We start from the raw sequence: 25,096 nt of genomic DNA, 5'->3' as shown, positions 1-25,096 counted from the left end.
AACCGGCCCTGAAAAATCAGAGCCGGTCAAGAGAAGCCATTAATGTTTTGTCAAATATGAAGCCAAAGGCTTTAAAGTATTTGACTGAGAAATTGCTTCAGGCGCGGATGCTCAGTTGCGTTAAAAAACTCATGAGGAGGAGCACAGGCTATAATGCGTCCACTTTCCATAAAAACTATTCTATCAGCCACTTCACGGGCAAATCCCATCTCATGAGTAACTACAACCATAGTCATCCCTTCAATGGCAAGGTTTTTCATAACATCAAGAACCTCACCTATCATCTCAGGATCAAGTGCCGAGGTAGGTTCATCAAAAAGCATAATCTTAGGATTCATAGCCAACGCACGGGCTATAGCAACTCTCTGCTGTTGTCCACCGGATAGTTTTGAAGGATAAACATCCGCTTTTTCATTAATTCCGACTTTTTTCAACAAATCAACGGCGATAGCCTTAGCTTCTTCCTTCTCAAGTCCTTTAAGCTTAACCGGGGCCATTGTCAGATTTTCAAGGACGGTTTTATGTGGAAAAAGGTTAAAAGACTGAAAAACCATTCCGAGTTCCTGACGGATGCTGTTGATGTTATTTTCAGGATCATGAACATTTAATCCATCAACAACAATAGATCCGCGACTGATTTCTTCAAGTCGGTTTATTGAACGTAAAAGAGTACTTTTACCAGAACCTGAAGGCCCGATAATTACAACTTTTTCACCAGGCTTGATTTCAAGGGAAACATCACTAAGAGCAGCAAGGTCACCGAAGAACTTATAAACATTTTTTATTTCGATAATCGGTTTAACGGTCATACTGGGTCAACCTCTCTTCCATACGGCTAACGGCTTTTGAAAGAATCAAAGTAATCACAAGATATAAAAGGGCAATCATCGTATATGTCTCAAAGTACTGAAAACTTGAGGCAGCAAACTCACGCCCGCGTCTTAAAATATCAGCGACCGCTAAAATTGAAACAAGCGAAGAGTCTTTGAGCAGTGCAATAAATTCATTACCTACAGGGGGCAGAATTGTTCTCCAGGCTTGCGGGAGAATAACCATAAACATTGTCTGATTTTTATCAAACCCCAGGGATCTGGCAGCCTCAGTTTGTCCGTTATCAACAGACTCAATTCCTGCGCGAAAGATTTCGCCCATATAAGCACCGTAGCAGACACTCATAGCGATCACGGCAGAAACCATATCCGGCACCTGAAGAATGCGTCCCAGTGCGTAATATATATAAAAAAGCTGAACTAGAAGAGGAATACCTCTTACGACTTCAACATAGGTTGACGCAATGAGATTGAAAAAATAGTTTTTTGAAATTCTGCCAAGACCGGTAAATAACCCTATAACCAAAGCGCCCATAATTGAAAAAATAGTTACCTGAAATGTAACAAGAATACCATCAGGAACAAATAAAAGGATATCTTTATATGGATCAGGTTTTGTTATTACAAGAAAAAGGATAACGGAGATAGCACCAATAAATGACACCCACCATGCGTTCAATAATCCTTTATCATGTAGACCAGGTATACTGGCGCCATCCGTGACTTCAATTTTGACTGGTTTGTTTTTCATATTCTTTTACCCGGCTACAGTAAAAGCCGGAATCGGCTTAAGCATTTCCGATTCCGGCTTAACGTTTAATTTTCAAGCCTAATGGTTTACTTTTTAGTTAGATCCGAACCATTTTGCTTTAATCTTGTCATATGTGCCATCTTTAACAACTGCTGCTAAGCCTTTGTTAACTAGGTCAAGTACCTCTTTGTTCCCTTTCTGAAATGCTACGCCAAGATATTCAGGAGTGTCACTTTTGACAATAAAAGCAATCTTTAGTCTTTTGGCATATTCTTCCTGCTGCAATGCAAAGTCAGCAGCGATAGGATCGTCGCACACAACAGCAGAAATACGGCCGTTGTATAAATCTTCCATAGCAAGACCGACTTCGTCGTAAGATTTAGCAACAATTCCGTCTACTTTTTTAACGGCGAAATATCCTGTTGTACCGATCTGAGCTCCAACATTTTTACCTTTAAAATCAGCCAAAGTTGTAGCTTTTGAATCTTTATTAGTTACAACAGACTGCTGAACTTCAAAATATGGTGTTGAAAAATCCATTGCTTTCTTACGTTCGTTATTAATTGAAACAGATGAACAGATACAATCATACTTGCCAGAAGCAAGCCCTGCAAAAATACCGTCCCAAGCAACGTTCTTGATATCAACAACGTATCCGCCTGCATTAGCTGCAGCTTTCATCAGGTCAACAGAAAAACCGACAATCTGTTTATCTGAATTGATAAATTCCATAGGAGGCCAGGTGCAATCTGATGCAACTGTAATAACCGGCTTTCCTTCACTATTCGTGTGCATACCGGCTTCAGCAGAGAACCCTACAAGCATGGTCAGCATCAAAAGTACAACAATCTTCTTAAACATCTTATCCCCTCCAAAAAATTGTTAAAAAAACACAATAATTTACAAACATGAAAATTATATAATTTGCACCCCATGTCAATACAACCAACAGGAACAAGTTTGTTTATTTGCATTTTTCGAAATACATGGATTCAATTGTTGAGTTTATATCATAAAAAGGATAATATATCAGATTATTTTTTAAGGGGCAATATCATGATAAAAAAGGCTAAAGAAGTTAGACAGGAAGCTGTTGAGGTTGTTTGTCCAAAATGCAGGGAAACATGCATTGTTTATTTCCCAAAAGAATCTATGCCGATTTGTCCTTATTGCAAGGTCGAGATGATTATTAAAGAAGTTCTGACTGAAGGAAAATACGGTTGATCACCTGATATAACTTGATAATTTCTTTGTAATCTTACCCAATTCAACAACTATTAAGAGGAAAACCATGAAAAAAGCTTGTTTACTGTTAACATTGATACTCGCACTCGGATTTGCATTCAGTGCTCACGCATCTGACATTGATCTTGCCCAAAAGTCCACCCTCAACTCTATTATGAAAAGAGGGGAACTGCGTTGTGGAATCGATTCAGGATACCTTCCTTTTGAAATGACCGATAAAAATGGTAAATTCATTGGATTTGAAATTGACCTGGCCCGCGAAATGGCAAAAGCGATGGGTGTAAAATTTGTTCCTGTAAACATGGCTTTTGACGGTATTATCCCAGCTCTTCTGACTGATAAAATTGATATTATCACAGCAGGTATGACAGTTAACTCAAAGCGTAATCTCCAGATTAACTTTGCAGATCCGATCATTGTTGTCGGACAGACTGTCCTTGTAAACAAAAAGCTTGAAGGAAAAATTAAATCTTACAAAGATCTTAACAGCCCTGAATACACACTTGTTTCCAAGCTCGGTACAACCGGTGAGCAGGCAGCTAAACGCCTTCTTCCTAAAGCAAATTATAAATCATTCGAAACAGAAACAGACGCAGCTCTTGAAGTGCTCAACGGAAAAGCTTCTGCAATGGTTTATGACCTTCCTTTCAACTCAATTTTCATGGCAGAACAAGGCAGTGGAAAACTTTTCTTCATCGATAAACCTTTCACATATGAGCCTATCGGATGGGGAATCTGTAAAGGTGATCCTGACTTTCTCAATTTCCTGAACAACTTTCTGCGCCAGATCAAAAACGACGGTCGTTACGATACACTCTACGACAAATGGTTTAAAAGCACTGCTTGGCGTAAAAGCATGCAATAAACTTGCAAGTACCTGATAAACAGGGGGGACATCCCCCCTGTTTTTTTATTCTAAATACAACCTTTTTCATAAAATCGGCTTAATATATTATGAGTGGATATTCTCTAAGAACTCCCGGCAAGGGGCGCGGCTACAACCTGTTTTGGAAGTCTTTTTTTTATATTGCCCTTATCGGGACCATAGCAGGACTTTATTGGACAACTCAGCAAGTTGATTATGTATGGCGCTGGGAACGCATTCCAAATTACTTTTACTATCAAGATGAACTGAATATAACGAGCAGTCTGGATGGACAGATCTCCTCCATCAAAAAGACAGGTCTCAATTCGCTTGTTATAATAAAAGGCGAAGATAACAAATCTGTGCAATATGAAGTTCCAAGTGACAGTCTTATTGTTTATCAAGGAGACTCCATATTTACCGGTGACATACTAGGCACTGAAAAAGAATGGAAGATGGGCATTCTTTTAAAGGGGTTGCTGGTCACTTTAAAAGTAAGTGCTATTTCCATAGTGTTCGGTATCGCACTTGGTTTATTTACAGGCTTAGCCAGGATTTCATCAAATCCTGCTCTAAAAATGTCGGCTATTACTTATATTGAACTTATTCGAGGCTCCCCTCTTCTTGTCCAGATTTTTATTTGGTATTTTGTACTCGGGACTCTTATTAACAGCTTGCTTGGTAAGTACGATATAGCACAAATCCCTTCAATATGGTTTGGGATAGCATCTCTTGCTATTTTTGCAGGGGCATATGTTGCCGAAATAGTCCGCGCAGGTATTCAATCTGTCAGCCGCGGTCAAATGGAAGCAGCTCGTTCTTTAGGTATGTCTAAGTATTATGCAATGAAACACATTATACTTCCTCAAGCGTTCAGAAGAATACTTCCTCCGCTTGCAGGACAGTTTATAAGTATGATTAAAGATTCATCGCTGCTTGGAATAATTGCAGTAAGAGACCTCACTAAAGCTACTAGAGAAGCTGTTTCTACCAGCTTGCAACCTTTTGAACTCTGGTTTCTATGTGCAATACTATACCTCATTCTAACTTTTGCTTTCTCCATGTTCGTGCAATATCTTGAAAAAAGAATGGTACAGAGATAATGATTGAAGTACAAAACATATACAAAACTTTCTATGTAACACATGAAGTACAAGCACTTTCGAATGTTTCGCATACAGTCAAACAGGGAGAAGTTGTTGTTGTAATAGGTCCTTCAGGATCTGGAAAAAGTACTTTTTTAAGATGTCTTAACAGACTTGAATACGCAGACTCCGGTCACATCTTTATTGACGGGGTAGATATTCTTTCACCAAAGACAAATATCAATAAGATAAGAGAAGAAGTCGGTATGGTTTTTCAATCATTCAACCTTTTTCCACATAAAACTGTCCTTGAAAACCTGACCATTGCTCAAACAGTTGTCCGCAATCGTTCAAAGGGTGAAGCGATAGAAAAAGCTATGCACCTACTTAAAAAAGTGGGCATTCATGATAAAGCAGAAGTCTACCCGACACAGCTTTCCGGAGGCCAGCAACAACGCGTGGCAATAGCCCGTTCACTTGCAATGGACCCGAAAATTCTTCTTTTTGACGAACCGACCTCAGCTCTAGACCCGGAAATGATCGGTGAAGTTCTTGATGTAATGAAAACAGTTGCAAAAGACGGCATGACGATGGTTGTGGTAACGCATGAAATGGGATTCGCCAGAGAAGTCGCAGATGAAGTTGTTTTTATGGATCATGGAATGATTGTCGAGAAAGGCACTCCTGACCATTTTTTCCGCAATCCTGAATCAGACAGAACAAAAACTTTTTTGAGTCAGATTCTATAGTTGTTAAAATAGATAACAAATCAAAAGCCGCCCTGCTGTAAGCATGGCGGCTTTTGATTTTGAAAAATCAGATCACATATTATTTCAGCTTAGAATCTGAATCCTTGCTATCCTTAACATTTTTCATAGTCACCCCGGCAAGACAGCCGATCAACATTCCAAGCAATAAAGCGCGCTGAATATCCATAAAAAACCAGCCGGCAATTGCGCCGAGTGATCCACCCACAAGTATTCCGCGAGCCATGCATTCCAGCCATCTTTCAAAATTCTTATCTGTTTTCAACTCACTCATATTCTTCCCTTTTAATTTACATTAACTCTTCTATCTGATCAGCCTGAGCTTCTGTCAGGTTCAAAAATCTTACTTCGATGCCAGGCATCTTATCCGTAAATCCCCAGAGTTGGACATTTCTGACTATCGACAAAATCGGCGTTCTATCAGCCAGCTCTTTTATAACAACAGAAAGAGGATCGCCTTCCTCCCATTTACTGACAGAAAAAAAGAACCCCCCTTCTTCTGAAACTTCAAGAGTAACACTCTTCTCAATCCCGACACAGCCGGAACTATATTCCTTGCGAAGCAGCACATTCAAAACTCGGGACGAAGTTCTGCTGCCGCGTAATGACCGTGCTGAAAAGTTAGAACAAGTTTTTCTTACGAAATCATCCAGCTGCTTACTTTCTCCGGAAAAAATTCCGACCGGAATGCCACGGATACTTTCATCAGACGACCGGTAGGTAACTCTTAAAACCGGAAATCTTTCCGTAAAAAGATGTGCCTCCGCTTTATCTTTACCCTTTGCCCGAACAACTGTTGTAACATCAAACAAGAATCCATTATATTTAATTTTATTGAATTTTTTTAGGATATCACCAAAATTATCAATAACGTCAAACTCAACATTAAGAGCTTCAAGAGCATTAATGTAAGCTTCGCGACTTTGTCCAGCCATACAAATTAGTAGAATTCTGACACAATTCAAATTCGAGAACCTCCAAATCAGTGGTTCTGGTTTACGCTGAGCTTATTATACTCTATGTATAATAAAAAAATATGAACATATAAGCAAACTCAAATTACTAAACAATAATATCATTAATGTTAAGACATCTTCCTGATTATGATCAACGGATCTTTCAGACCAGTTCCATATATGGTGTTTATAAAAAGTTCATTAACTCTAAATGGAAAACAACTGATGCATAAACCTCCGCGAATACTAACAATTGATGATGATGAAGGAGTTAGACTCTCAATTGCCAACTATCTTGAAGATAGTGGATACTTCGTATTGCAGGCGACAAACGGGGCAGAAGGACTTGACGTTTTTCGCAGAAAATACCCTGACGTGGTTCTTCTTGATTTAAGAATGCCGGAAGTAGACGGTCTTTCTGTTCTTAAAACACTCGGACAGGAAGCCCCGCTGACACCTGTTATTGTTGTTTCAGGAACAGGGGCATTTGAAGACGTCATTGCAACAATAAGACTTGGAGCGTGGGATTATATTCCAAAACCTATTCTTGACTTAAAAGAACTTGAGTCATCAATTGTAAGAACCATTGAACGAGCCAGACTTCTTGTTGAGAATGAACGGTACAAAAAAGAATTAGAGATAAAAATAAGAGAACGCACAGAAGAACTTCAACGGACCAATTTGATTCTTTCTGAAGAAATTACAGCACGTAAGGCTTCTGAGAGACTAGTTAGAGAATCACTTTCGGAAAAAGAAGTTATGCTGAAAGAAATTCATCATCGCGTTAAAAACAACCTTCAGGTTATTTCCAGCTTGCTCAGCCTCCAAAGCGGCTATACTGAAGATGTTGAATCCAGAAATATGTTACGGGAATGTCAGCATAGAGTCCGTTCAATGTCTATGCTGCATGAGCGACTTTACCGTTCAGAGGATCTCTCGCGAATAGATATGAAAGAGTACGCTCAGACACTTATGAACTTTCTGCTGAGATCCTACTCTATTGATAACAACATACACCCCGCATTCGATATTAGTGATATTCACCTTGGTATAGATTCCGCAATTCCGTGCGGATTAATAATAAACGAACTTCTCTCTAATTCACTTAGACACGCCTTTCCCGACAAAAAGCAAGGCAACCTTTTTGTCTCAATGTCACGCAAAGGAAACGACATAAATTTGACAGTTTCTGACGATGGAATAGGATTGCCGGAAAACTTTAAAATAGGAAGCACAAAAACGCTTGGCATGACTTTGGTTGAAACCCTCTCACAACAGCTCTGCGGAAAAATGATAATTGATAAAACGATTGGAACATCTTTCCAAATCATTTTTCCAGCTAAAACTCAGGCTTGCTAGATTTTAAAAGGCGGTGTAGCTTTCGCCACGTGATCCTTTTATTAGAACCACATAATCAGAAGGAATAAAAATGGAACTTAAATTCAAAGAAGTAGATGAAATAACAATTGTTAAACTAGACGCGCCTGAACTTAATCATGTCGTCAGTCATGATTTTCAACGTCAGATTGCGCCTCTTTTTGATGAAAAAAAATTTAACATCGCACTTGATATGGGCAATGTCGACTTCATGGACAGCATGGGAATCGGAACCCTTATTACCTTGCGCAATAAACTCATGAAAGAAAAAGGCACTATTGCAATGTTCAGCCTGAGTGATCGGGTCAAAAAGATCATTGATATAGCTGCACTGCACAAAATATTTTCCATCTATGATTCAGAAAACGAAGCGGTGGAAGGACTAAAACAGCAACTTTTATCTTAGTTTTTTTTAAAAACAGCCGGGTGTATTCTTAAGAGTATACTTGGCTGTTTTTTTTAACTTTAACCATCACACCACACACAATATCCCCTTTTATGTATAAAATTTCTCCTATCTTTACTGAACTTTATGATATTTTTAAAAATGCTCGAAACATTTCATTCAGCCTTTTTAAAATTATGATTCCGATTGTTATTGCTGTAAAAATTCTTCAAGAAATGAATCTTATCAGCTATCTTGCCACGCCGCTTTCTCCTATAATGAAGCTGGTCGGTCTTCCAAGTGAAATGGGGCTGGTATGGGCTACAGCTTTGATCAATAATATATACAGTGGTCTCATCGTTTTTCTCAGTCTTGCAAAAGATTCTCCACTTTCTGCAGCGCAGGCGACCACACTTGGCGCAATGATTCTCGTAGCACACGCTATGCCTGTTGAACTTCGAGTTGTGCAAAGTTCGGGTCCGAGATTGATTTTCCAAGCAATTATAAGGTTTGCCGGAGCGTTAACGCTCGGCATGATTCTTAATTTTATTTACAGCCACTTCAATTTATTACAAGGCCCGGCTAGAATTCTTTTAACTCCTGAATCTTCTGCTGTACATGAAACGTTACTTATGTGGGCTTTAGGAGAAATTAAAAATTTAATTTCAATTTTCTGCATTATTACTACGTTACTGACGATAATGAAGATTCTCTCCAAACTCAGAATATTAGCCTTAGCAGACTTTTTGCTTCGTCCGCTATTAAAGCTTATGGGTATAGGACCAAAAGCTTCTGCGCTTACTGTTGTAGGTCTTACTATGGGACTCTCGTACGGTGGCGGGTTAATTATCCATGAAACTAAATCCGGTAATATTAATAAAAAAGACGTTTTTTATTCACTGACTCTAATGGGATTATGCCATAGCCTGATTGAAGATACATTTCTTCTTTTAACCATTGGCGGGCATGTTTCCGGGGTATTCTGGGGAAGATTGATATTTTCAATTGTAGTTGTTGCTATTCTTGTACAGATAACTAAAGTTTTACCTGAAAAATTTTGCGACAAATATTTATGGAGCGTACCCAAAAGCTTCAGCACTCAAAAAGAATAAACGTCACTTTTCCGGCACTTCTGTCCTCTTTCTTTGTAGTTAGCAAACCAAGGCTATAATGATATCTTTGTATTTTGACCACTTATCACTTTAAATACAAATTAGGCACGTTTAATGCTTATATAAAATCAACCAGCCCAGCTGATTAATAAGCGAAGATTAAAAAAATATAAAATAAGGCTAACGCCATTAACACAAGAATCTTCCTTTACACAGCTGACTGTGAAAAGAAAAATGTTCTGGATAATATGCGAGTGCAGACTTCGGTGGAATCGAACAGCTTAAGAATATAACTAAACAAAAGCGTTTCCACCTGCCTCCCGCGATTATTTCGGGCATTTTCTTTTTCTAAACATATCACCTCTGCGACCATTAAAATTATTATTTAAATTATACTGTAAACAGATATTGCCCTTACCAGCTTCTCTTGATAACGATTCCTTTCCAGAAAGGAGGAAACGTTTTATGAACCCTTTCAGTATTGTTCTTTTTGAACCTGAAATTCCACCAAACACCGGCAATATAGCCAGACTTTGCGCAGGCACGGATACCAAGCTTCACCTCATTGAACCGCTTGGTTTTTCTATATCAGATAAACATCTAAAACGTGCAGGCCTCGATTACTGGCCAAGCGTTAAACTTTCTGTATGGAAAAACTGGCAAGACTTCATGAAAAATGTTGAAATAGGCCGACTTGTGACAACCAGTGCGAAGCGTGGAACCTCGTTATTCAAATTTGAATTTAAACCTGGCGACCACCTCGTATTCGGACCTGAAACACGCGGACTGCCAGAATGGATGTTTAAGGATATTACACACGCAATAAATATCCCTACAACCAAACAAATTAGAAGTTTAAACCTTTCAACTTCAGCCGGAATTATTTTATATCAAGCTCTTGCAAGTTTAAATGACGATGCACTGTTTGAATAAACATCAATTACTTCATTTAATACAACATCCCGATTTAATACTTATTAATCGAATATAGACTCTTTATACTGTATTCCATAAGGCTTTGCTTCTTGCATAAGAAGACTGCAAGAGATATATTGTTGTTTTAAAAAATATTATCATGACGGAGAATTTATGAGACTTCTTGTTACTGGCGGATGCGGTTTTATCGGGACCAATTTTTTATATCTGATGCAGGAACGCCACCCGGACTGGAAAATTATCAATCTGGACAAGCTGACATATGCCGGAAACAGAAAGAATCTGCTCGCGATTGAAAACAATGCCGACGCCGATTATCACTTCGTCCATGGCGACATATGTGATAAGCAGTTTGTCGCAAATCTCATTGAAGAATATAAAATTGAAGCAGTAATAAACTTTGCGGCTGAATCACATGTGGATAGATCAATAAACGACCCTGCTCCGTTTTTAACAACTAATATTCAAGGTGCGCAGAATCTTATGGAATGCGCCCGGCAGGCCGGAATAGAAAAATTTGTCCATGTCTCAACTGATGAAGTGTACGGAACTCTCAGTAAGACCGATCCTGCTTTCACAGAGCTGACCCCGCTTGCTCCTAATAGTCCCTACTCAGCATCGAAAGCCGGTGCCGACCTTATGGCCCGCGCTTACTTTGAAACATATAATTTCCCCATATCCATAACACGATGTTCAAATAATTACGGACCGTATCAATTCCCTGAAAAATTAATTCCGCTGATGTTTACAAAAGCTACGGCAGGTGATCAGCTCCCTATCTACGGAGATGGAACCAATATTCGCGACTGGATTTATGTGGATGATCACTGTACAGGAGTTGAATTAACGCTGCTTAAAGGCCAACCGGGACGAGCATATAATTTCGGAGGAGCTGCTGAAAAAACAAACCTTGAACTGGTGCGCGAACTTCTAACCATACTTGGAAAAGATGAATCGCTGATTACATTTGTTAAGGACAGACCAGGACATGACCAACGGTATGCCATGGATTTCACGATGGCTGAAAATGAACTTGGATTCAGTCCAAGTGTTACTTTTACTGAAGGAATTCGTAAAACAATCAAGTGGTATCAAGATAATACTTTATGGCTGGAAGAAGTCAGAAACGGATCTTACCGTGACTTTATGGCCGAGTGGTATGGAGATCGAAAATGATTGAATTAAAAGGTAAAAAAGCTGTCATTTTAGGCGGAAGCACCGGGCTTTTAGGGCAAAGTCTTACTGAAGAATTACGCAAAAATGATGTTACAGCAATCCCGCTTTCGAGAAATGATTTTGACCCGCTAAATGAGCAGTCAACAACAGCTTTTTTTGAACGGGAAGAACCTGATTTTATATTCAACACAATTGCCTATACTATGGTTGATCAGGCTGAAGACGAAAAAAACAAAGCGCATCTTCTTAATACGACTCTTCCGGTAATTCTAGGTAGACTAGCTAAAAAACACCAAGCCAAACTTATTCATTTCAGCACAGATTTTGTTTTTGATGGCAAAAAAGATTCTCCATATACCGAAACAGACAAAACAAACCCGAAATCCGTATATGGTGCGACAAAACTTGACGGTGAAGAAAAGCTCTTAGATATTGAGTATGAAAATATACTGATAATTAGAACTGCATGGCTTTTCGGACCGTATAAAACAAACTTTGTACAGAAAATTCTGAAATTCGCCCGTGAAAAAGACTTTTTGAGCATTGTCCATGATCAAACAGGTTCACCGACCTACACGCCGGATCTTTCAGAATACACAATCGCTCTATTAAAAGCTGAAGCCAACGGAATTTTTAACGTTGTAAATTCAGGAAAAGCCAGTTGGTGTGAGCTTGCCACAGAAGCCATCAATTGTGCTGGTATCAACTGCCTGATTACTCCTGTGCCGACAAGCTCCTACCCATCAAAAGCTGAAAGACCGTCCTACTCAGTTCTGGACACATCAAAATTCACAGAAGTGACAGGAATAACCCCGCGTTCATGGGTCCAGGCGCTTCGCGACTATCTATATAAAGACCTCCAAAACGATTTTTAAAACACATCTAAATCTTCACAATTATTTATTATGCTTAAAGTGTCACCAGCTTCGTTACGTAACGCTATCCAGTTTATGATGACTGCATTCTGCATCTTCGTTGGATACCGTTTTTACCTTTTCTACCAATTTATGAACGGCAGTTCCTCCATTGCTGTCAGTAAACCCGGCGCAGTTGAAGGTTTTTTGCCTATCAGTGCCTTGCTTTCATTCAAACAACTCATAACAAGTGGTATATATGACGAAGTTCATCCGGCAGGTCTTACAATCTTCATTGCCGTACTCGTTATGTCACTGCTTCTTCGCAAAGGCTTTTGCGGATACCTTTGTCCGGTCGGATTCATAAGCAATCTACTTAACAAGTTAGGAAAAAAGACAAAAAAAATAATCACTGTCAGGGGTAAACTCGAATTTATTCTGTTAATTCCTAAATATATCGCCCTTGCTTTTTTTGTTATTGCGATTTTCTTTAAAATGGGTCCGCGAGAAATATCTTCGTTCATCCATTCTTCGTATAATTTTACAGCCGAAGCACGGATGTTTAATTTTTTCGCCAATCTTGGATTAACTCCAGCGATCATCATAATAACAATCGGCATACTTTGTATTTTTATACCATATTTCTGGTGCCGTTTTTTATGCCCTTACGGTGCGCTACTTGGCATACTTTCTAAAGTTTCACCTATAGCCGTTAAACGTGACCCCAATTTATGTATAAACTGCGGAAAATGCACCAAAGCATGCCCAGGTGGAATTGAAGTTGAAACTAAAACAATTGTTAACTCTGCTGAATGCATAGGATGCACTCAATGCATCGGAAATTGCCCTGTAAGCGACTGTTTAACCCTTACCGACCGTCTGAGCCGCAAACGGCGTCCATGGGCTACAATAGCTATCGGATGCGTATTCATCCTTATGCTTTACTATGTGACAGCTATTATGACCAATCACTGGAATTCTCCGATGCCATATGAAATGCTTCGCGGGTACTACATGAATATGTAACGCACGCGTCAATTTAGATAACACAAGAAAAGCCTCCCAGAGAAATTCTCTGAGAGGCTTTTTACATACGTTAAACGGAGGTAGCTTTAAACTTTAGCAGCTTGAAGTTCTTCTACTGAGTAATCCCAGATGGTATTGTGAGGCTCGAGGGTTTCTTCACTGAAGAAACGCGGAAGCTGATCATCAAACTTTGTGAATCCTGCGTTCGCATTGAATTCTAGTTCGTTCTTAAGAGTATTAACTCCAAGAGCGATAAAGTCGTCAGCAGTAAATTCAATACCGTGCGATGCTGCAACTAAATCGCAGATACACTGAACGGCGTCTGCAGTATCAAGAACAGCAAATGCAACGAAGAGACATAACCCTAAAGCATCAATCGATGCAGTAGCTATCTGGAGGTTTTTAGACAGTTCAATCTGCCCTTCTCTGGAAAGCGGATCAACATCTCCACCTATTTTAAGAATATTGGTAGCAACTGCGTATCCGGCAGTATGGTCGCCGCCCATAGGGGTTGTAGCATAAGTAACGCCTATACCCTTTACGGAACGTGGATCGTACGCAGGAAGTGCCTGACCTTTGACGGTAGGAATACGATCAACACCGAAAGCTTTACCGGCAAAGACAGTTCCGTTTCCGATAATGCGGCCCATTGGATCAGCAGATCCGACCTTTCTCAAAAGAGCAAGAGCACCATCACCGTCACCCCATTCCAGAATTCCGCCATCCATTGCTACGCCCATGGTACAACCCATTTCGATGGTATCGATACCCTTCTCGTCGCAAACACGGTCCATAGTAGCAATGGTATCAATATCTTTAACTAAACAGTTGGCTCCGAAACCCCATACTGTTTCATATTCAAATCCTGAAGTTAAATAATCACCATTTTTATCATTGTAACGCTGTGAACACTGAATAACACATCCGGTGTGACAGCCTTCTTTTGTTTTACCGTTACGCGATTCAATAATTTCAGCGATTCTTTCGCCGGAAATGTCAGCAACATCATCAAAACGACCTGTACGGAAGTTCTTTGTCGGCAATGCGCCTGCTTCGTTAATAATATTAACAAGAATAGAAGTTCCATACGCAGGAAGCCCTTCTCCGGTTACAGGATGTCCTGTCAGGATTTCAGTCCAGCGCTTACGGGCAACTTTAAACTTTTCAGGATCAGCTGCATTGGTGCGTCCTGAAGCAGCAGGATCAAGAACTACAGCTTTGACTTTCTTAGATCCCATAACTGCGCCCATACCTCCGCGTCCGGCAGATCTGGCAGGGTTTAAGTGCGGATCAGAGAATTGAATTGTAGAAGCGGCAAGACATTGTTCACCAGCCGGACCGGCCAAAGCGGTTACAACCTTTTCGCCATACATTTTCTTAAGTTCTTCATGTGCAGGATAATTATCTTTACCGGCTATTGCCGTGGCGTCTTTGAACACAACTTTGTCAGCATAAATTTCTATAATTGAAAACGGAGCATCTTGTGCAGGTTTGTCTTCAAAAACAATCGCCAGAAGATCAAGTCTAGGCAGAACCTGAGCAAATTGTCCGCCGGTGTTACTTTCCTTAATCCCGCCGGTAAGCGGAGATTTAGCACCACAGGAAAGTCTGCCGGAGTTGGCTGCTCCGGTATTAGCAAGAATACCGGCAGCAAAAACAAGTTTATTTGAAGAGGAAAGCGGATGGCAATCAGCAGGTACTTCTTTATTTACAAGTTTAGAAGTAAGTGCGCGACCGCCGAGTCCTGCGTATTCGCCAAGTTCTTCAAAAATAAATTCTTTAGTACGAGTATTAATTCTTAGTATTCTAGGCATGTGACCACCTTAAATTAAAGTTAATTCCAACCAACCTTCGCTGAACAATGTATAGTTAAATAATTAATAAGCATGGTAACTATATATGTGTATTGAAAGTTGTCAAAACAATTAAATTATATCTTTTGAGACATAACATAATATCTATTATATCTTATAAGACATAATAAATTTAAGGATGGTATTTTGAGTAAAATATACTTTTAAAAAAAAATTACAACAACAATTTATTAAATTTATTAAAAAGTTAATACATAGTTATATATAAAAAAAAATTACAACAATAAAGTTTAAGCAAAATAATTCAAAATACATAAAAATTGAATTAAATTTTTAATATTATTAAAATGAAATCAACAAATACAATTTACCCATTGCTAAAAAAAAGCGGGGATGGTTTTTCAACCATCCCCGCTTATAAAAGCAGTATCTAAAAAACTAACTGCTTATGCAGCGTCTACTTCTGGAATATCCTTTTCAATTACACTTGGACCGAATCCGATAAGAATCGGACTTGCAACAAAGATTGAAGAGTAAGTTCCGATACCGACACCGATCAACATTGCCAGAGCAAAGTCATGAATAACCCCGCCACCCAAAATGAACAAGGCGACAATTACAAGCAAGGTAGTGCCTGAAGTTAAGATTGTTCTACTGAGAGTCTGGTTAATACTGATATTAATAGTGTCAGCAAGATCTTTTCCGACCTTTCCATAAATATTTTCACGGATACGGTCGAAAACGATGATAGTATCATTCAGTGAATAACCGATAATCGTCAGCAGAGCCGCGATAATCGTAAGGTCAAACTCTTTGCCGAGCAAAGAGAATATCCCGACGGTTATAAGCACGTCATGAATAAGGGCGACAATAGCCCCCAGCGCGTAATTAAGTTTTAAATACCAACATAAGCCGACTGTAATAATAAGCGCGGCAAAGATAAGTAAAGAGGTCGAGACCCCTGCCAACTCGAGCAAGCTGATTCCGCCGAAGAGTCCACCAGCCATTATAGCGGCGGCAAACCAACGTTGTTCAAAACGGCCGGAAATATAAATTGCAATAAGAAGTACTGCAAAATAAAGAGCTTCAATCGCCTTGGTTCTTAAGTCCGCACCAACCTTAGGTCCGACCATTTCAAGCCGCTGAATGTCAAAATTAACACCTTTAAGGTTGGCATTAAAATCCTCAGTTATTTTTTTACGAATAATTTCAGAAGCGACGCTTGAAGTGGAAGTTCTGATGAGAATTTCATTATCATCAACATGACCGAAACGCTGAACTACAAGTCCTGGAAGTTCAGTATCATTGAGAGCTTGTTTAACGTCTTTAACATCAACAAGCTTATCAAATTTAACCTGAACCACAATACCGCCGGCAAAGTCGATACCGTACTTGGGTCCGCCCTTCATTATCAAAGAGCCGATTCCAAGCAGAATCAAAATAGCGGAAAACAAGAACGCTTTATTTTTGAATCCGATAAAATCAATATGAGTATCGGGTTTAATTAATTGCAATCCCATTTATTCACTCTCCTTAAATACTCAGCGACGCATTAGCTGCGCGCTTGGAGGTGTAAATATCGAACATGATACGGGTGACGAAAATAGCAGTAAACATCGAGGTAATAATACCAAGAGTAAGTGTTACTGCAAATCCCCGGATCGGTCCGGTACCGAATTGGTACAGAATAACAGCTGCAATCACAGTTGTGATATTGGCATCAAGAATAGTAAGGGTTGCTCTGCTGTATCCTTCGATAATCGCAGCTTTAGCCGTAAGTCCTCTTCTTAATTCCTCGCGAATGCGCTCAAATATGATAACGTTCGCATCAACCGCCATACCGATGGTAAGAATAATACCCGCGATACCCGGAAGAGTCAGAGTAGCTCCGAAAGCAGCCAGTCCGGCCAGGATCAGAAGAACGTTAAGAATAAGCACTACATCTGCTACAAAACCGGCAAAACCGTAGTATACAAGCATGAATACCAGAACAAGAGCACTACCTACGACAGCAGCCATTACGCCTTTATCAATAGATTCCTGTCCAAGAGAAGGTCCGACTGTTCTCTGTTCCTGAATAGTAACCGGAGCAGGAAGTGATCCGGCTCTGAGTACGATAGCAAGGTCATGAGCTTCGTCAGTTGTATAACTTCCTGTAATACTTGCTTTACCACCGCTGATGCGGTCCTGAATAGTCGGAGCGGAATAGACTTTACCGTCAAGAACGATAGCCATCCGTTTCTTAATATTCTCACCTGTAACGCGTTCGAAAATTCTAGCTCCTCTGGCGTTAAAGCTGAGAGTAACATAAGGTTTTCCGAACTGGTCAAAGCGGGTTTGAGCATCATTAATAAATTCACCGGTAAGCATTGCTTCTTTTCTAAGAACAATAGGCTTTTCGATGTAAGATCCGTCAGGCAGTCTGTGTTTAATAACAGTTACTTGGCGTCCTGGGGCTACAATACCCTTAGCGGCTTTTTCAAGATCAGCAGAATCATCTACCACTTTAAATTCTAAGTGAGCTGTTTTACCGATAATTTTGATAGCTCTTTCAGGGTCCTGCATACCGGGCAACTGAATCTGAATACGATTCCCTTCCTGCTTGCGGATGTCAGGTTCTGCAACACCGAACTGGTCAATACGGTTGCGGATAGTTTTAATAGCCTGATCCATTGTGAGCTTAGTTAGATACTTCTTAAATTCCGAAGTTGGAGCAAAGATGTAAGTGACTTTGCCGTCAGGTTTAACAACCGTGCTGACGACACTCAAATGATTAAACTCTTTTTTTACCAAAGAATTCAATTCTTCCTGCTGCTCTTTTTTGAGCAAAACAGCTTCAATTTTTTCACCATTGATAACATCGGGCTGCAGAACAATAATCCCTTTTTCTCTGGCAACGGCTCTAAGGTCGTCCCCCATACGGGCTAAGGTATTGTCCAATGCTTTATCCATGTCTACCCCGAGGGTGAGATGGATACCGCCCTTGAGGTCAAGGCCTAAACTGATTTTGTCATTCGGCAGGAAACGAGCCATGGCCGAATTCTGAATTGCAGGCAATGTAGGCAGAAGGTAAGCACCTCCAAGCACAATCACCAGCAGAGTCAGAGCAATTCTCCAACGAAGACTCCCGTTCATCTCCTCTCCCTTTATAAATTCAAATAGGAAATGTTACGACACACTTAAAAAGGCAAGCACCGTCGGATTTAACCTGACGAGGTGACTTGCCTTTGCAAGGCTGCATTACAAAAAGGTTTATTTACCTTTTTTTTCTTCCTTAGCAGGAACGGCCATACCGGCGACATAACCTCTGTCAACTTTAACCTGAAAACCTTCAGCAAGTTCGACAGTAAGTTCATCACCGTTAACAGCAACGATTCTACCATAAAGACCACCGCCAGTCAGGATGCGGTCACCCTTCTGAAGACCTGCAAGCATTTCTTTATGCTGTTTAGCCTTTTTCTGCTGTGGTCTGATAAGCAAGAAATAGAAAATTGCAAACATAAGAATTAAAGGCAGAAAGGAGCCGAGAGCACCAGCTGGACCAGCCTGTCCCTGCCCTCCTCCCATAGAACCCATCGCGTGTGCGATCTTGTCAAAAAACATCATGTCCTCCTGAAAAGACTGTGTACGATATAAATAATCCGCCTATTACGCGAGAACAACCATGTTCCCGTAAGGGCGGTGAAAGCGTCACACGCTCACACCGATTTCCTCAAATTAATCCTTGATAACTTCTTGATTTATGCCAAGACAGCTACCATTTACAGGATTTACCGAAATATAAAAAAACACCTTTTCAAAATAACTAGCGCGCAGGCATTAGAAACATCTGTATTTAACAGAAAACATACCCATAAGTAAAACAGCTAATTTATATAGAAAAAGTATTTATTTTTCAAACAATTACACTAACTGAACACAAATTAACATAAAGCTAAGTAACGAATATACACTCGATAACCGACATCGCCGCTAACGTAAATAGCTAACAGACAATTAAACACTGCCCTTGCCTAAGTGGTTCGCCATACGGTGTAAAGGATTTTCTGCCTGTTATCTAGCTTTTTAAGGGGTCCACTCATTAAAAAAGAGCTCATCAGGCCACATGAGGATATCCGGGCAACCGTCACATAACCTGATTTTAGTTACGGTATCAAGTTCACATTCAAACGTTATAAATGAAGTATACACTCCGGCAAAATCAATATCGCCAATTAAAATATAGCCGACGAGCCTTGAGTCTCTAAAAACAAGTTTGCGGTAACTATGCTTAATTTCATCATAAAAAATATTACATTCATATTCATCCGCATTTTCCGGTAAAATTATTTCACCGACAGAGACAAGCGCCATCCCGTAAAAAACAAATGAATTCATAGGAATATTTCTAAAATTCCCGGACGGATATTTTGCACAAATAATTTGCTTACTATCGCTGACAGCAATGCAATTAGGGACCTCGGCCATTTGGGTCCGAATAACACTGCAAGCTGACAAAAAGCTCTCTGTAGCGACAATAACTCCCGCTTCAAGAAAAGATTTATCAGAAAGCAGCACCCCTTTAGCAAGCCCGTCCTTATCACAAATTATCTCATTAACCGAAACTCCGCATTTAAGCAGAATTCCCGCTTCTTCAATTCTACAGGCAACAAGGTCAGCAACTTTCTTATCAAATTCCAGAGCAATAATTCGTTCTCCAGATTCTACAATAGCAACTTCAAAACCCATATTAAAAAGCTTTTCGGCCGTTTTTAACCCTGAAACACTTCCACCGAGAACTACAGCTCTTTTGGTATTTTTTGAAATTTGTATCAAGTTATCAGGATTATTTATCTCAGTATGATCATTTTCAGAAATTTCTTTAGAATTTTTGTAGGCGCGAAGTTGTCCGGCTGGAACAGAATCGTTTTCAAGAAACCTGAGCGCGCGATTCGGACACGCCTGAACACAGGCAGGAACTTCTGTCAGTCCTGAGCACATATCACATTTAACAATCTTATTGATAAGGCTGTTGCGCTGTATTGCCCCGTAAGAACAACTTACCAGACAGGACCAGCAGCCAACGCACTTTTCAAAATTATACTCAACTATTCCTGTGACACTGTTCTTTGATAATGCTCCGGCATCACAGACAGCAACACAGGCAGGCTCATCACAATGCCTACAGCTGAGAGCGACACTGGTTCCGTTACTTTCAACAACCCGTATTGAAGAAGTAAGCCCTGCCGCACGCTCTTTAGTATAAGCAAGAATCAAGTCTTTTGCTTCCGAATGTACTGTAAGACATGCAAGCTCACACAATTTGCATCCGATGCAATATTCTTTATCTGGATAAACTCGTTTCACAAATATTTCCTATTGCCCCGTATGCCTAACGCCCAAAATAGACATCTCAGTATCAGACAGCCCTACAGCTCTAATCTTGTCCTTGTTACCACACAAATCACGAATGAAAGTAATCCCCATTACATTTAGCATCTGCGTAATTTCGCAATTCCATGCGCTGATCAGATCTGCCATTTTTTCTGCGGCAACTTCAGGATTCTGACGTTTGCGAAGTACTGTAGCGGTGGTTGCAATCCCCCATGCACATTTACCAGTAGAACACTGACCACAGCAGGTACAACCGACGGCAACCATTGCAACATTACCGAGACAAACCACATTTGCTCCAAGCGCTACCAACTTAACGACATCAGCACTGCAACGAATTTTACCGTCTGCAATAACCGACACTTTATTACGAAGCCCTTCATCTTTTAATCTTTGATCAACTACCGCAACCGCAAATTCAATCGGCATGCCTTCATTAGGTATCACCGAGGCGAAAGGACCTGCTCCCGGTTGAAACCCTTCAATTATAAGAACCTCTGCTCCGTTTTTCACGGCGTTTACGGCTGAATCGGCAACATTATGGGCTGCGGGAATAGATTTAGTGTGCATTCTACCTGCAACATCAAAGTCCAGCCCCAATTTTTCCGACACCATTTTCATGGCAGTTAATAAGTTTAAATTAATCGGTACTGATGTTTTGGAGCTAAAAAGAATAGGACTTTCGCTTGTATGCTGAACGGGCGAAAAAGAATCGTTTACAACAGTATCAAATGCGCAACTATCTAGATATAATTTATCTAAATAACACGGCTCAACCTGTTTAAAATGATTATGAATTAAGCCGATTTGCGGAAAAAATGAATTTGCATTTTTTATTAAAAGTGCTCCGGTAGGGCAAAACGTAACGCAACGCTGACAGCCGACACATTTACTATTCTCATGGCGCACAATACCGCGAGCAGTATCTTGAAAGTGAACTCCATAAGAACACTGACGAACACAGATTTCACAATTAATGCATAAATCCTTATCCCTGCTGATTGTGAATTCAGGATAAGCACCAGTTAATTTATGGAAAAGCAAAATAACCTCATTCTCTCTACTTTAAAATGAAATACTATAGAAATTAATCAGTTACATTCGGCCAGAACATTGTGGCCCGTGCAGGGGTATAGCCCTTCATAAACGCTTCGCCGAGATTACTGAATCGCACTTTGTTTCTACTCATAATAGTTACCGAAAAATTACTGCCGTCACGAAAACATCTCCGACTTCTCATATTTCCAACCCATTTTATATTGAAATCTTTGAGGCTGAAAATTTTGCGCCAAAAACCTTTCATTTCCGGCATAGCTTTTCTTTGGGTCTGTAATAGAAAATTCTGTTTCAAGGGATCATTATTGGGATGAAAATAAAAAAATGCAGCACCGCTTGCGATCATCAGCTCGTTTACAAATGAATTATCCAGATAGACCCATCCTACAGTTCGTCCGTAGTGATCTTTCGTCTCAACAGGATCAATGACGACAATTTTATTTAAAATCATTTTTGACAGAATTTCGCGTGCTTCTTCGGCATAATACTGCTCAGGTTTACCGTCATGCCCAAGCTCGGGAGCATCAATTGAGGCAAGCCTGATTTTTTCGTTGTTTTCAAGAATAAAAGTATCTCCGTCAATCACAGACTTTACTTTTCCTTCAAAACCATAGCAATTCCATGCAGAAAAAAAACAAAAGCAGACCATAACACACAAAAACAAAACGGAGCCTCTAGCGGCCCCGTTTTGTTTTTCATGATTATTATAAAATCTAATCAGCACATTATCACCCTGTTTATTGCGCCCAGTGTATGAGTCCAAGAGAATGCGGATCAAGCAAAAGTTCATGATGAGGAAGGATTCTGACAGTATAGCCGAATCTTCCGGCTTCATTTGGAAGTACTTCGCCCTGATAAAGGTGCCATCCGGCCCCTAAATCCTCTTCAGGAGTCATTATTATTGTTTTACGTCCAAGGAATGCCCTGTCTTGGCTGACCGGTCCTGCATAGATTTCAACTTGAACATCTTCAGTCTTTAAACCGTTCAGAAAAACTTCCGCACTGACAATAATAGGTTCCTGAACATATATATCCGTATGCGCTTCAGAAATAATATTTCTGATTTTAAGACTCGACCACTGCGTCATAAGCTCGACTCTCCAGGCTGCTAATTCCTTAGCTCCCTTGAAGTCCTCTTTAGACATTGTCTTATAGTTATTAAAAGCCGGTAAATAAGCCTTTTCAGTATAATCTTCAACCATACGGTTTGCATTGAATTCAGGGCCGAGTTTACAAAGGGCAGCTTTAATTTTAGCAACCCAGCTTCGCGGAAGACTGCCATGTCCACGATCATAGAAATCAGGGATAATATCATTCTCCAGCACCTTATAAAGGGTCTGGCTTTCAACAAAATCCTGATACTCCAGATCATTATAATCTTCACGCCTACCGATTGCCCAGCCGAGACTATTGTCTGACAGATATGCTTCGTCCCACCAGCCGTCAGGAGTACTGAACTGCAACACGCCGTTAGCCATTGCTTTCATACCGCTTGTTCCGCAAGCTTCAAGCGGGCGGCGCGGAGTGTTCAGCCATATATCACAACCCTGAACCAGATAATTAGCCATCTTCATGTCATAATCTTCAAGAAAGACCATACTCATGCGACATTCTTCACGACGGCAAAGCTGGATCAAATCCTGAATCAGCTTCTTACCTTCATTGTCCTGAGGATGTGCTTTACCTGCAAAGATAAACTGAACAGGATGCCTGGTATCAGAAATAAGTTTGATTAACCTTTCTTTATCTCTGAGCAGCAGTCCGGCTCTCTTATAAGTTGCAAACCTTCTGGCAAAACCGATAGTAAGAGCCCTTGGATCAAGCACTTCTTCGGCAAGTTCGATCTCTTTTCTGCGCGCTCCGACATTCAGCAACTGCTTACGAAGCCGTTTACGCACGAAATCTACAAGCCGTTCTCTTAAACGTTCGTGTGTTCTCCAGAGCTCCGCATCAGGAATATTATCAACCTGTCTCCATGTACGGACGCCGTCAGGATCTTCACGCCAGTTCGGACCGAGATAACGGTCGAAAAGAAGCGAAATATCATTAGCAACCCATGTCGGCATATGTACACCGTTGGTAATAGCTCCGATAGGGACGTCTTCAACAGGATACTGAGGCCAAACCTTCTGCCACATATTTCTGGAAACACGTCCATGCAGTTTGGACACACCGTTATTAAAACGGGATAGTTTCAGCGCGAGAACTGTCATACAAAATAATTCATTGTCATCACGCGGGTCTTCCCTGCCAAGAGCAAGAAAAACTTTATACGCCAGCCCCATTGTCTGAGCATACGGCTCAAAATACGGTCGCATCAATTCAGCAGGGAAACGGTCATTTCCCGCAGGTACCGGAGTATGTGTTGTGAAAATACTTGAAGATGCAACCATCTCCATTGCAGCCTCAAAAGATAACCCATGATCAGTCATGAACACTCTGATTCGTTCAAGACCGGCAAAAGCAGAATGCCCTTCGTTCATATGAATGACGCTCGGTTCAAGTCCTAATGCGGCAAGAGCTTTAACCCCGCCAACGCCGAGCAGAATTTCCTGCCACAGCCTCATTTCAAGATCTCCGCCATACAAACGGGCGGTAATAGCTTTAAATTGAGTGGTGTTTTCTGAAATATTAGTATCAAGAAGGTACAGCGTGACGCGCCCTGTTGCGACTTTCCAAATTTTTACGTAGAGCGGCTCACCTTTTAATTTAACAGTGAACTTGAGATCTTCACCCTTCGCATTCTTAACAGGCTTAATCGGCATTTCCTCAAAATCATGACTTGGATAACGTTCCTGCTGCCATCCGTCCTGAGTCATATACTGGCGGAAATAGCCATGCTGATAACATAATCCGATGCCCACAAGAGGAATATTTAAATCACTGGAGGCTTTAAGATGATCACCGGCAAGTATACCCAGCCCTCCGGAATAAATCGGTAAACTGAGCCCTATACCGTATTCAAGGCTGAAGTAGGCAACAACAGGTTGTCCCTGCTTTGCTCCTTCAAATTTATAGGGGCAGCTTACTCTGGCAAGATAATTACTCTGAATTCTAACAGCTTCATTGAGACGCTGAGTAAAGAAAACATCCGTAGCAAGTTCTTCAAGCTGCTTCTGCGGCATGTTGTTTAAAAACGCTACAGGATTTTGTTGACAATCCCGCCATAAATTTTGATCAATCGAAGAAAATATGCTGGAAATATCGTTATTCCAAACAAATAAAAAATTATATGCTAAATCCCACAGTTTTTCCAATTGCTTAGGCAATCGAGGAACAACGCTATACACGCGAAGCGGTTGCATACTTATTCTCCTTAGTAATATACAGTTTAAGCCGGACAGAAATCAAACTATCAAAAAAAACAAAACTTTTACACTTATTTTTATTATTTGCACTATTCAGATATTTTTTTCAAGACAGTTTAGTATTAATTTATGTAGAAAGTTGACACCTGCAACTTGTAAGAGCATTCTCCGTGATCGGAA

General features: G+C 40.3%; 24 protein-coding genes. 11 read left to right on the top strand and 13 right to left on the bottom strand.

Annotation, left to right across the window (positions count from 1 at the left end):
- Window positions 1-71: 71 nt before the first annotated feature.
- The 3 genes from B9N78_RS02410 to B9N78_RS02400 form a co-directional block, all read right to left on the bottom strand.
- A complete protein-coding gene (locus tag B9N78_RS02410) occupies window positions 72-809 on the bottom strand; it encodes an amino acid ABC transporter ATP-binding protein (protein WP_085097787.1) in 738 nt (245 codons plus the stop codon).
- Window positions 799-1,581 (bottom strand): amino acid ABC transporter permease, encoded by a 783-nt coding sequence (locus tag B9N78_RS02405; RefSeq protein WP_085097784.1) that lies wholly within the window; start codon window positions 1,579-1,581, stop codon window positions 799-801. Before B9N78_RS02405 ends, B9N78_RS02410 begins: the two co-directional genes overlap by 11 nt.
- Before the next feature lie 93 nt (window positions 1,582-1,674).
- Window positions 1,675-2,442 carry a basic amino acid ABC transporter substrate-binding protein gene (locus B9N78_RS02400; protein ID WP_085097781.1) on the bottom strand — a complete coding sequence of 256 codons (768 nt, stop codon included), beginning with the start codon at window positions 2,440-2,442 and terminating at the stop codon, window positions 1,675-1,677.
- 195 nt (window positions 2,443-2,637) lie between these two features.
- Between B9N78_RS02400 and B9N78_RS18105 the strand changes: the two genes are divergently transcribed.
- The 4 genes from B9N78_RS18105 to B9N78_RS02385 all read left to right on the top strand — a co-directional run bounded on the left by B9N78_RS18105 (window position 2,638) and on the right by B9N78_RS02385 (window position 5,525).
- A complete protein-coding gene (locus tag B9N78_RS18105) occupies window positions 2,638-2,805 on the top strand; it encodes a hypothetical protein (protein WP_170921362.1) in 168 nt (55 codons plus the stop codon).
- 67 nt (window positions 2,806-2,872) lie between these two features.
- Complete coding sequence (locus B9N78_RS02395; RefSeq protein WP_085097778.1) at window positions 2,873-3,691, top strand: transporter substrate-binding domain-containing protein; 819 nt, start codon at window positions 2,873-2,875, stop codon at window positions 3,689-3,691.
- A gap of 89 nt (window positions 3,692-3,780) precedes the next feature.
- On the top strand, window positions 3,781-4,794 hold the full coding sequence (locus B9N78_RS02390) for an amino acid ABC transporter permease (protein ID WP_085097775.1): 1,014 nt from the start codon (window positions 3,781-3,783) through the stop codon (window positions 4,792-4,794).
- Window positions 4,794-5,525 carry an amino acid ABC transporter ATP-binding protein gene (locus B9N78_RS02385; protein WP_085097772.1) on the top strand — a complete coding sequence of 244 codons (732 nt, stop codon included), beginning with the start codon at window positions 4,794-4,796 and terminating at the stop codon, window positions 5,523-5,525. Before B9N78_RS02390 ends, B9N78_RS02385 begins: the two co-directional genes overlap by 1 nt.
- A 79-nt stretch (window positions 5,526-5,604) precedes the next feature.
- On the opposite strand, the gene B9N78_RS02380 is transcribed toward B9N78_RS02385, so the two are convergent.
- The gene (locus B9N78_RS02380; RefSeq protein ID WP_085097769.1) at window positions 5,605-5,817 is read right to left on the bottom strand and encodes a hypothetical protein; all 213 of its coding nucleotides are present in this window, start codon (window positions 5,815-5,817) and stop codon (window positions 5,605-5,607) included.
- 16 nt (window positions 5,818-5,833) lie between these two features.
- Window positions 5,834-6,508: a pilus assembly protein PilZ gene (locus B9N78_RS02375; protein ID WP_085097766.1), complete on the bottom strand. Its 675-nt coding sequence runs from the start codon at window positions 6,506-6,508 to the stop codon at window positions 5,834-5,836.
- A 216-nt stretch (window positions 6,509-6,724) separates the two neighbouring features.
- Between B9N78_RS02375 and B9N78_RS02370 the strand changes: the two genes are divergently transcribed.
- The 7 genes from B9N78_RS02370 (at window position 6,725) to B9N78_RS02340 (ending at window position 13,365) form a co-directional block, all read left to right on the top strand.
- Window positions 6,725-7,858 (top strand): histidine kinase dimerization/phosphoacceptor domain -containing protein, encoded by a 1,134-nt coding sequence (locus tag B9N78_RS02370; RefSeq protein WP_085097763.1) that lies wholly within the window; start codon window positions 6,725-6,727, stop codon window positions 7,856-7,858.
- Between the two features lie 70 nt (window positions 7,859-7,928).
- A complete protein-coding gene (locus B9N78_RS02365) occupies window positions 7,929-8,282 on the top strand; it encodes an STAS domain-containing protein (RefSeq protein ID WP_085097760.1) in 354 nt (117 codons plus the stop codon).
- A gap of 92 nt (window positions 8,283-8,374) precedes the next feature.
- Complete coding sequence (locus tag B9N78_RS02360; RefSeq protein ID WP_085097757.1) at window positions 8,375-9,373, top strand: nucleoside recognition domain-containing protein; 999 nt, start codon at window positions 8,375-8,377, stop codon at window positions 9,371-9,373.
- A gap of 465 nt (window positions 9,374-9,838) precedes the next feature.
- Window positions 9,839-10,306: a tRNA (cytidine(34)-2'-O)-methyltransferase gene (locus B9N78_RS02355; protein ID WP_085097754.1), complete on the top strand. Its 468-nt coding sequence runs from the start codon at window positions 9,839-9,841 to the stop codon at window positions 10,304-10,306.
- A 156-nt stretch (window positions 10,307-10,462) separates the two neighbouring features.
- The gene (gene rfbB, locus B9N78_RS02350; protein ID WP_085097751.1) at window positions 10,463-11,485 is read left to right on the top strand and encodes a dTDP-glucose 4,6-dehydratase; all 1,023 of its coding nucleotides are present in this window, start codon (window positions 10,463-10,465) and stop codon (window positions 11,483-11,485) included.
- On the top strand, window positions 11,482-12,360 hold the full coding sequence (rfbD, locus tag B9N78_RS02345) for a dTDP-4-dehydrorhamnose reductase (protein WP_085097748.1): 879 nt from the start codon (window positions 11,482-11,484) through the stop codon (window positions 12,358-12,360). Before rfbB ends, rfbD begins: the two co-directional genes overlap by 4 nt.
- Before the next feature lie 30 nt (window positions 12,361-12,390).
- A complete protein-coding gene (locus B9N78_RS02340) occupies window positions 12,391-13,365 on the top strand; it encodes a 4Fe-4S binding protein (protein WP_085097745.1) in 975 nt (324 codons plus the stop codon).
- Window positions 13,366-13,451: 86 nt separating this feature from the next.
- Here the strand turns inward: B9N78_RS02340 and B9N78_RS02335 are convergent, their stop codons facing one another.
- The 8 genes from B9N78_RS02335 to glgP all read right to left on the bottom strand — a co-directional run bounded on the left by B9N78_RS02335 (window position 13,452) and on the right by glgP (window position 24,913).
- Window positions 13,452-15,179, bottom strand: a complete 1,728-nt coding sequence (locus B9N78_RS02335) for an aldehyde ferredoxin oxidoreductase family protein (protein WP_085097742.1) — start codon at window positions 15,177-15,179, stop codon at window positions 13,452-13,454.
- Window positions 15,180-15,625: 446 nt separating this feature from the next.
- Complete coding sequence (gene secF, locus B9N78_RS02330; RefSeq protein WP_085097739.1) at window positions 15,626-16,699, bottom strand: protein translocase subunit SecF; 1,074 nt, start codon at window positions 16,697-16,699, stop codon at window positions 15,626-15,628.
- Between the two features lie 13 nt (window positions 16,700-16,712).
- The gene (gene secD, locus B9N78_RS02325) at window positions 16,713-18,314 is read right to left on the bottom strand and encodes a protein translocase subunit SecD (protein WP_085097736.1); all 1,602 of its coding nucleotides are present in this window, start codon (window positions 18,312-18,314) and stop codon (window positions 16,713-16,715) included.
- A gap of 117 nt (window positions 18,315-18,431) precedes the next feature.
- On the bottom strand, window positions 18,432-18,782 hold the full coding sequence (yajC, locus tag B9N78_RS02320) for a preprotein translocase subunit YajC (protein ID WP_085097734.1): 351 nt from the start codon (window positions 18,780-18,782) through the stop codon (window positions 18,432-18,434).
- Window positions 18,783-19,244: 462 nt separating this feature from the next.
- A complete protein-coding gene (locus B9N78_RS18490; protein ID WP_170921361.1) occupies window positions 19,245-20,525 on the bottom strand; it encodes a 4Fe-4S dicluster domain-containing protein in 1,281 nt (426 codons plus the stop codon).
- Between the two features lie 9 nt (window positions 20,526-20,534).
- Window positions 20,535-21,596: a glutamate synthase-related protein gene (locus B9N78_RS02310; RefSeq protein ID WP_085097731.1), complete on the bottom strand. Its 1,062-nt coding sequence runs from the start codon at window positions 21,594-21,596 to the stop codon at window positions 20,535-20,537.
- Window positions 21,597-21,639: 43 nt separating this feature from the next.
- The gene (locus B9N78_RS02305) at window positions 21,640-22,194 is read right to left on the bottom strand and encodes a thermonuclease family protein (protein ID WP_245805439.1); all 555 of its coding nucleotides are present in this window, start codon (window positions 22,192-22,194) and stop codon (window positions 21,640-21,642) included.
- A 151-nt stretch (window positions 22,195-22,345) separates the two neighbouring features.
- Window positions 22,346-24,913 (bottom strand): alpha-glucan family phosphorylase, encoded by a 2,568-nt coding sequence (gene glgP, locus B9N78_RS02300; protein ID WP_085097727.1) that lies wholly within the window; start codon window positions 24,911-24,913, stop codon window positions 22,346-22,348.
- Between the last annotated feature and the right edge of the window lie 183 nt (window positions 24,914-25,096).

This window comes from Desulfovibrio gilichinskyi (assembly GCF_900177375.1).
Lineage (GTDB): Bacteria > Desulfobacterota > Desulfovibrionia > Desulfovibrionales > Desulfovibrionaceae > Maridesulfovibrio > Maridesulfovibrio gilichinskyi.
Note: the sequence above shows the minus strand (reverse complement) of the source record. Positions and strands in the feature narration are given on the sequence as shown.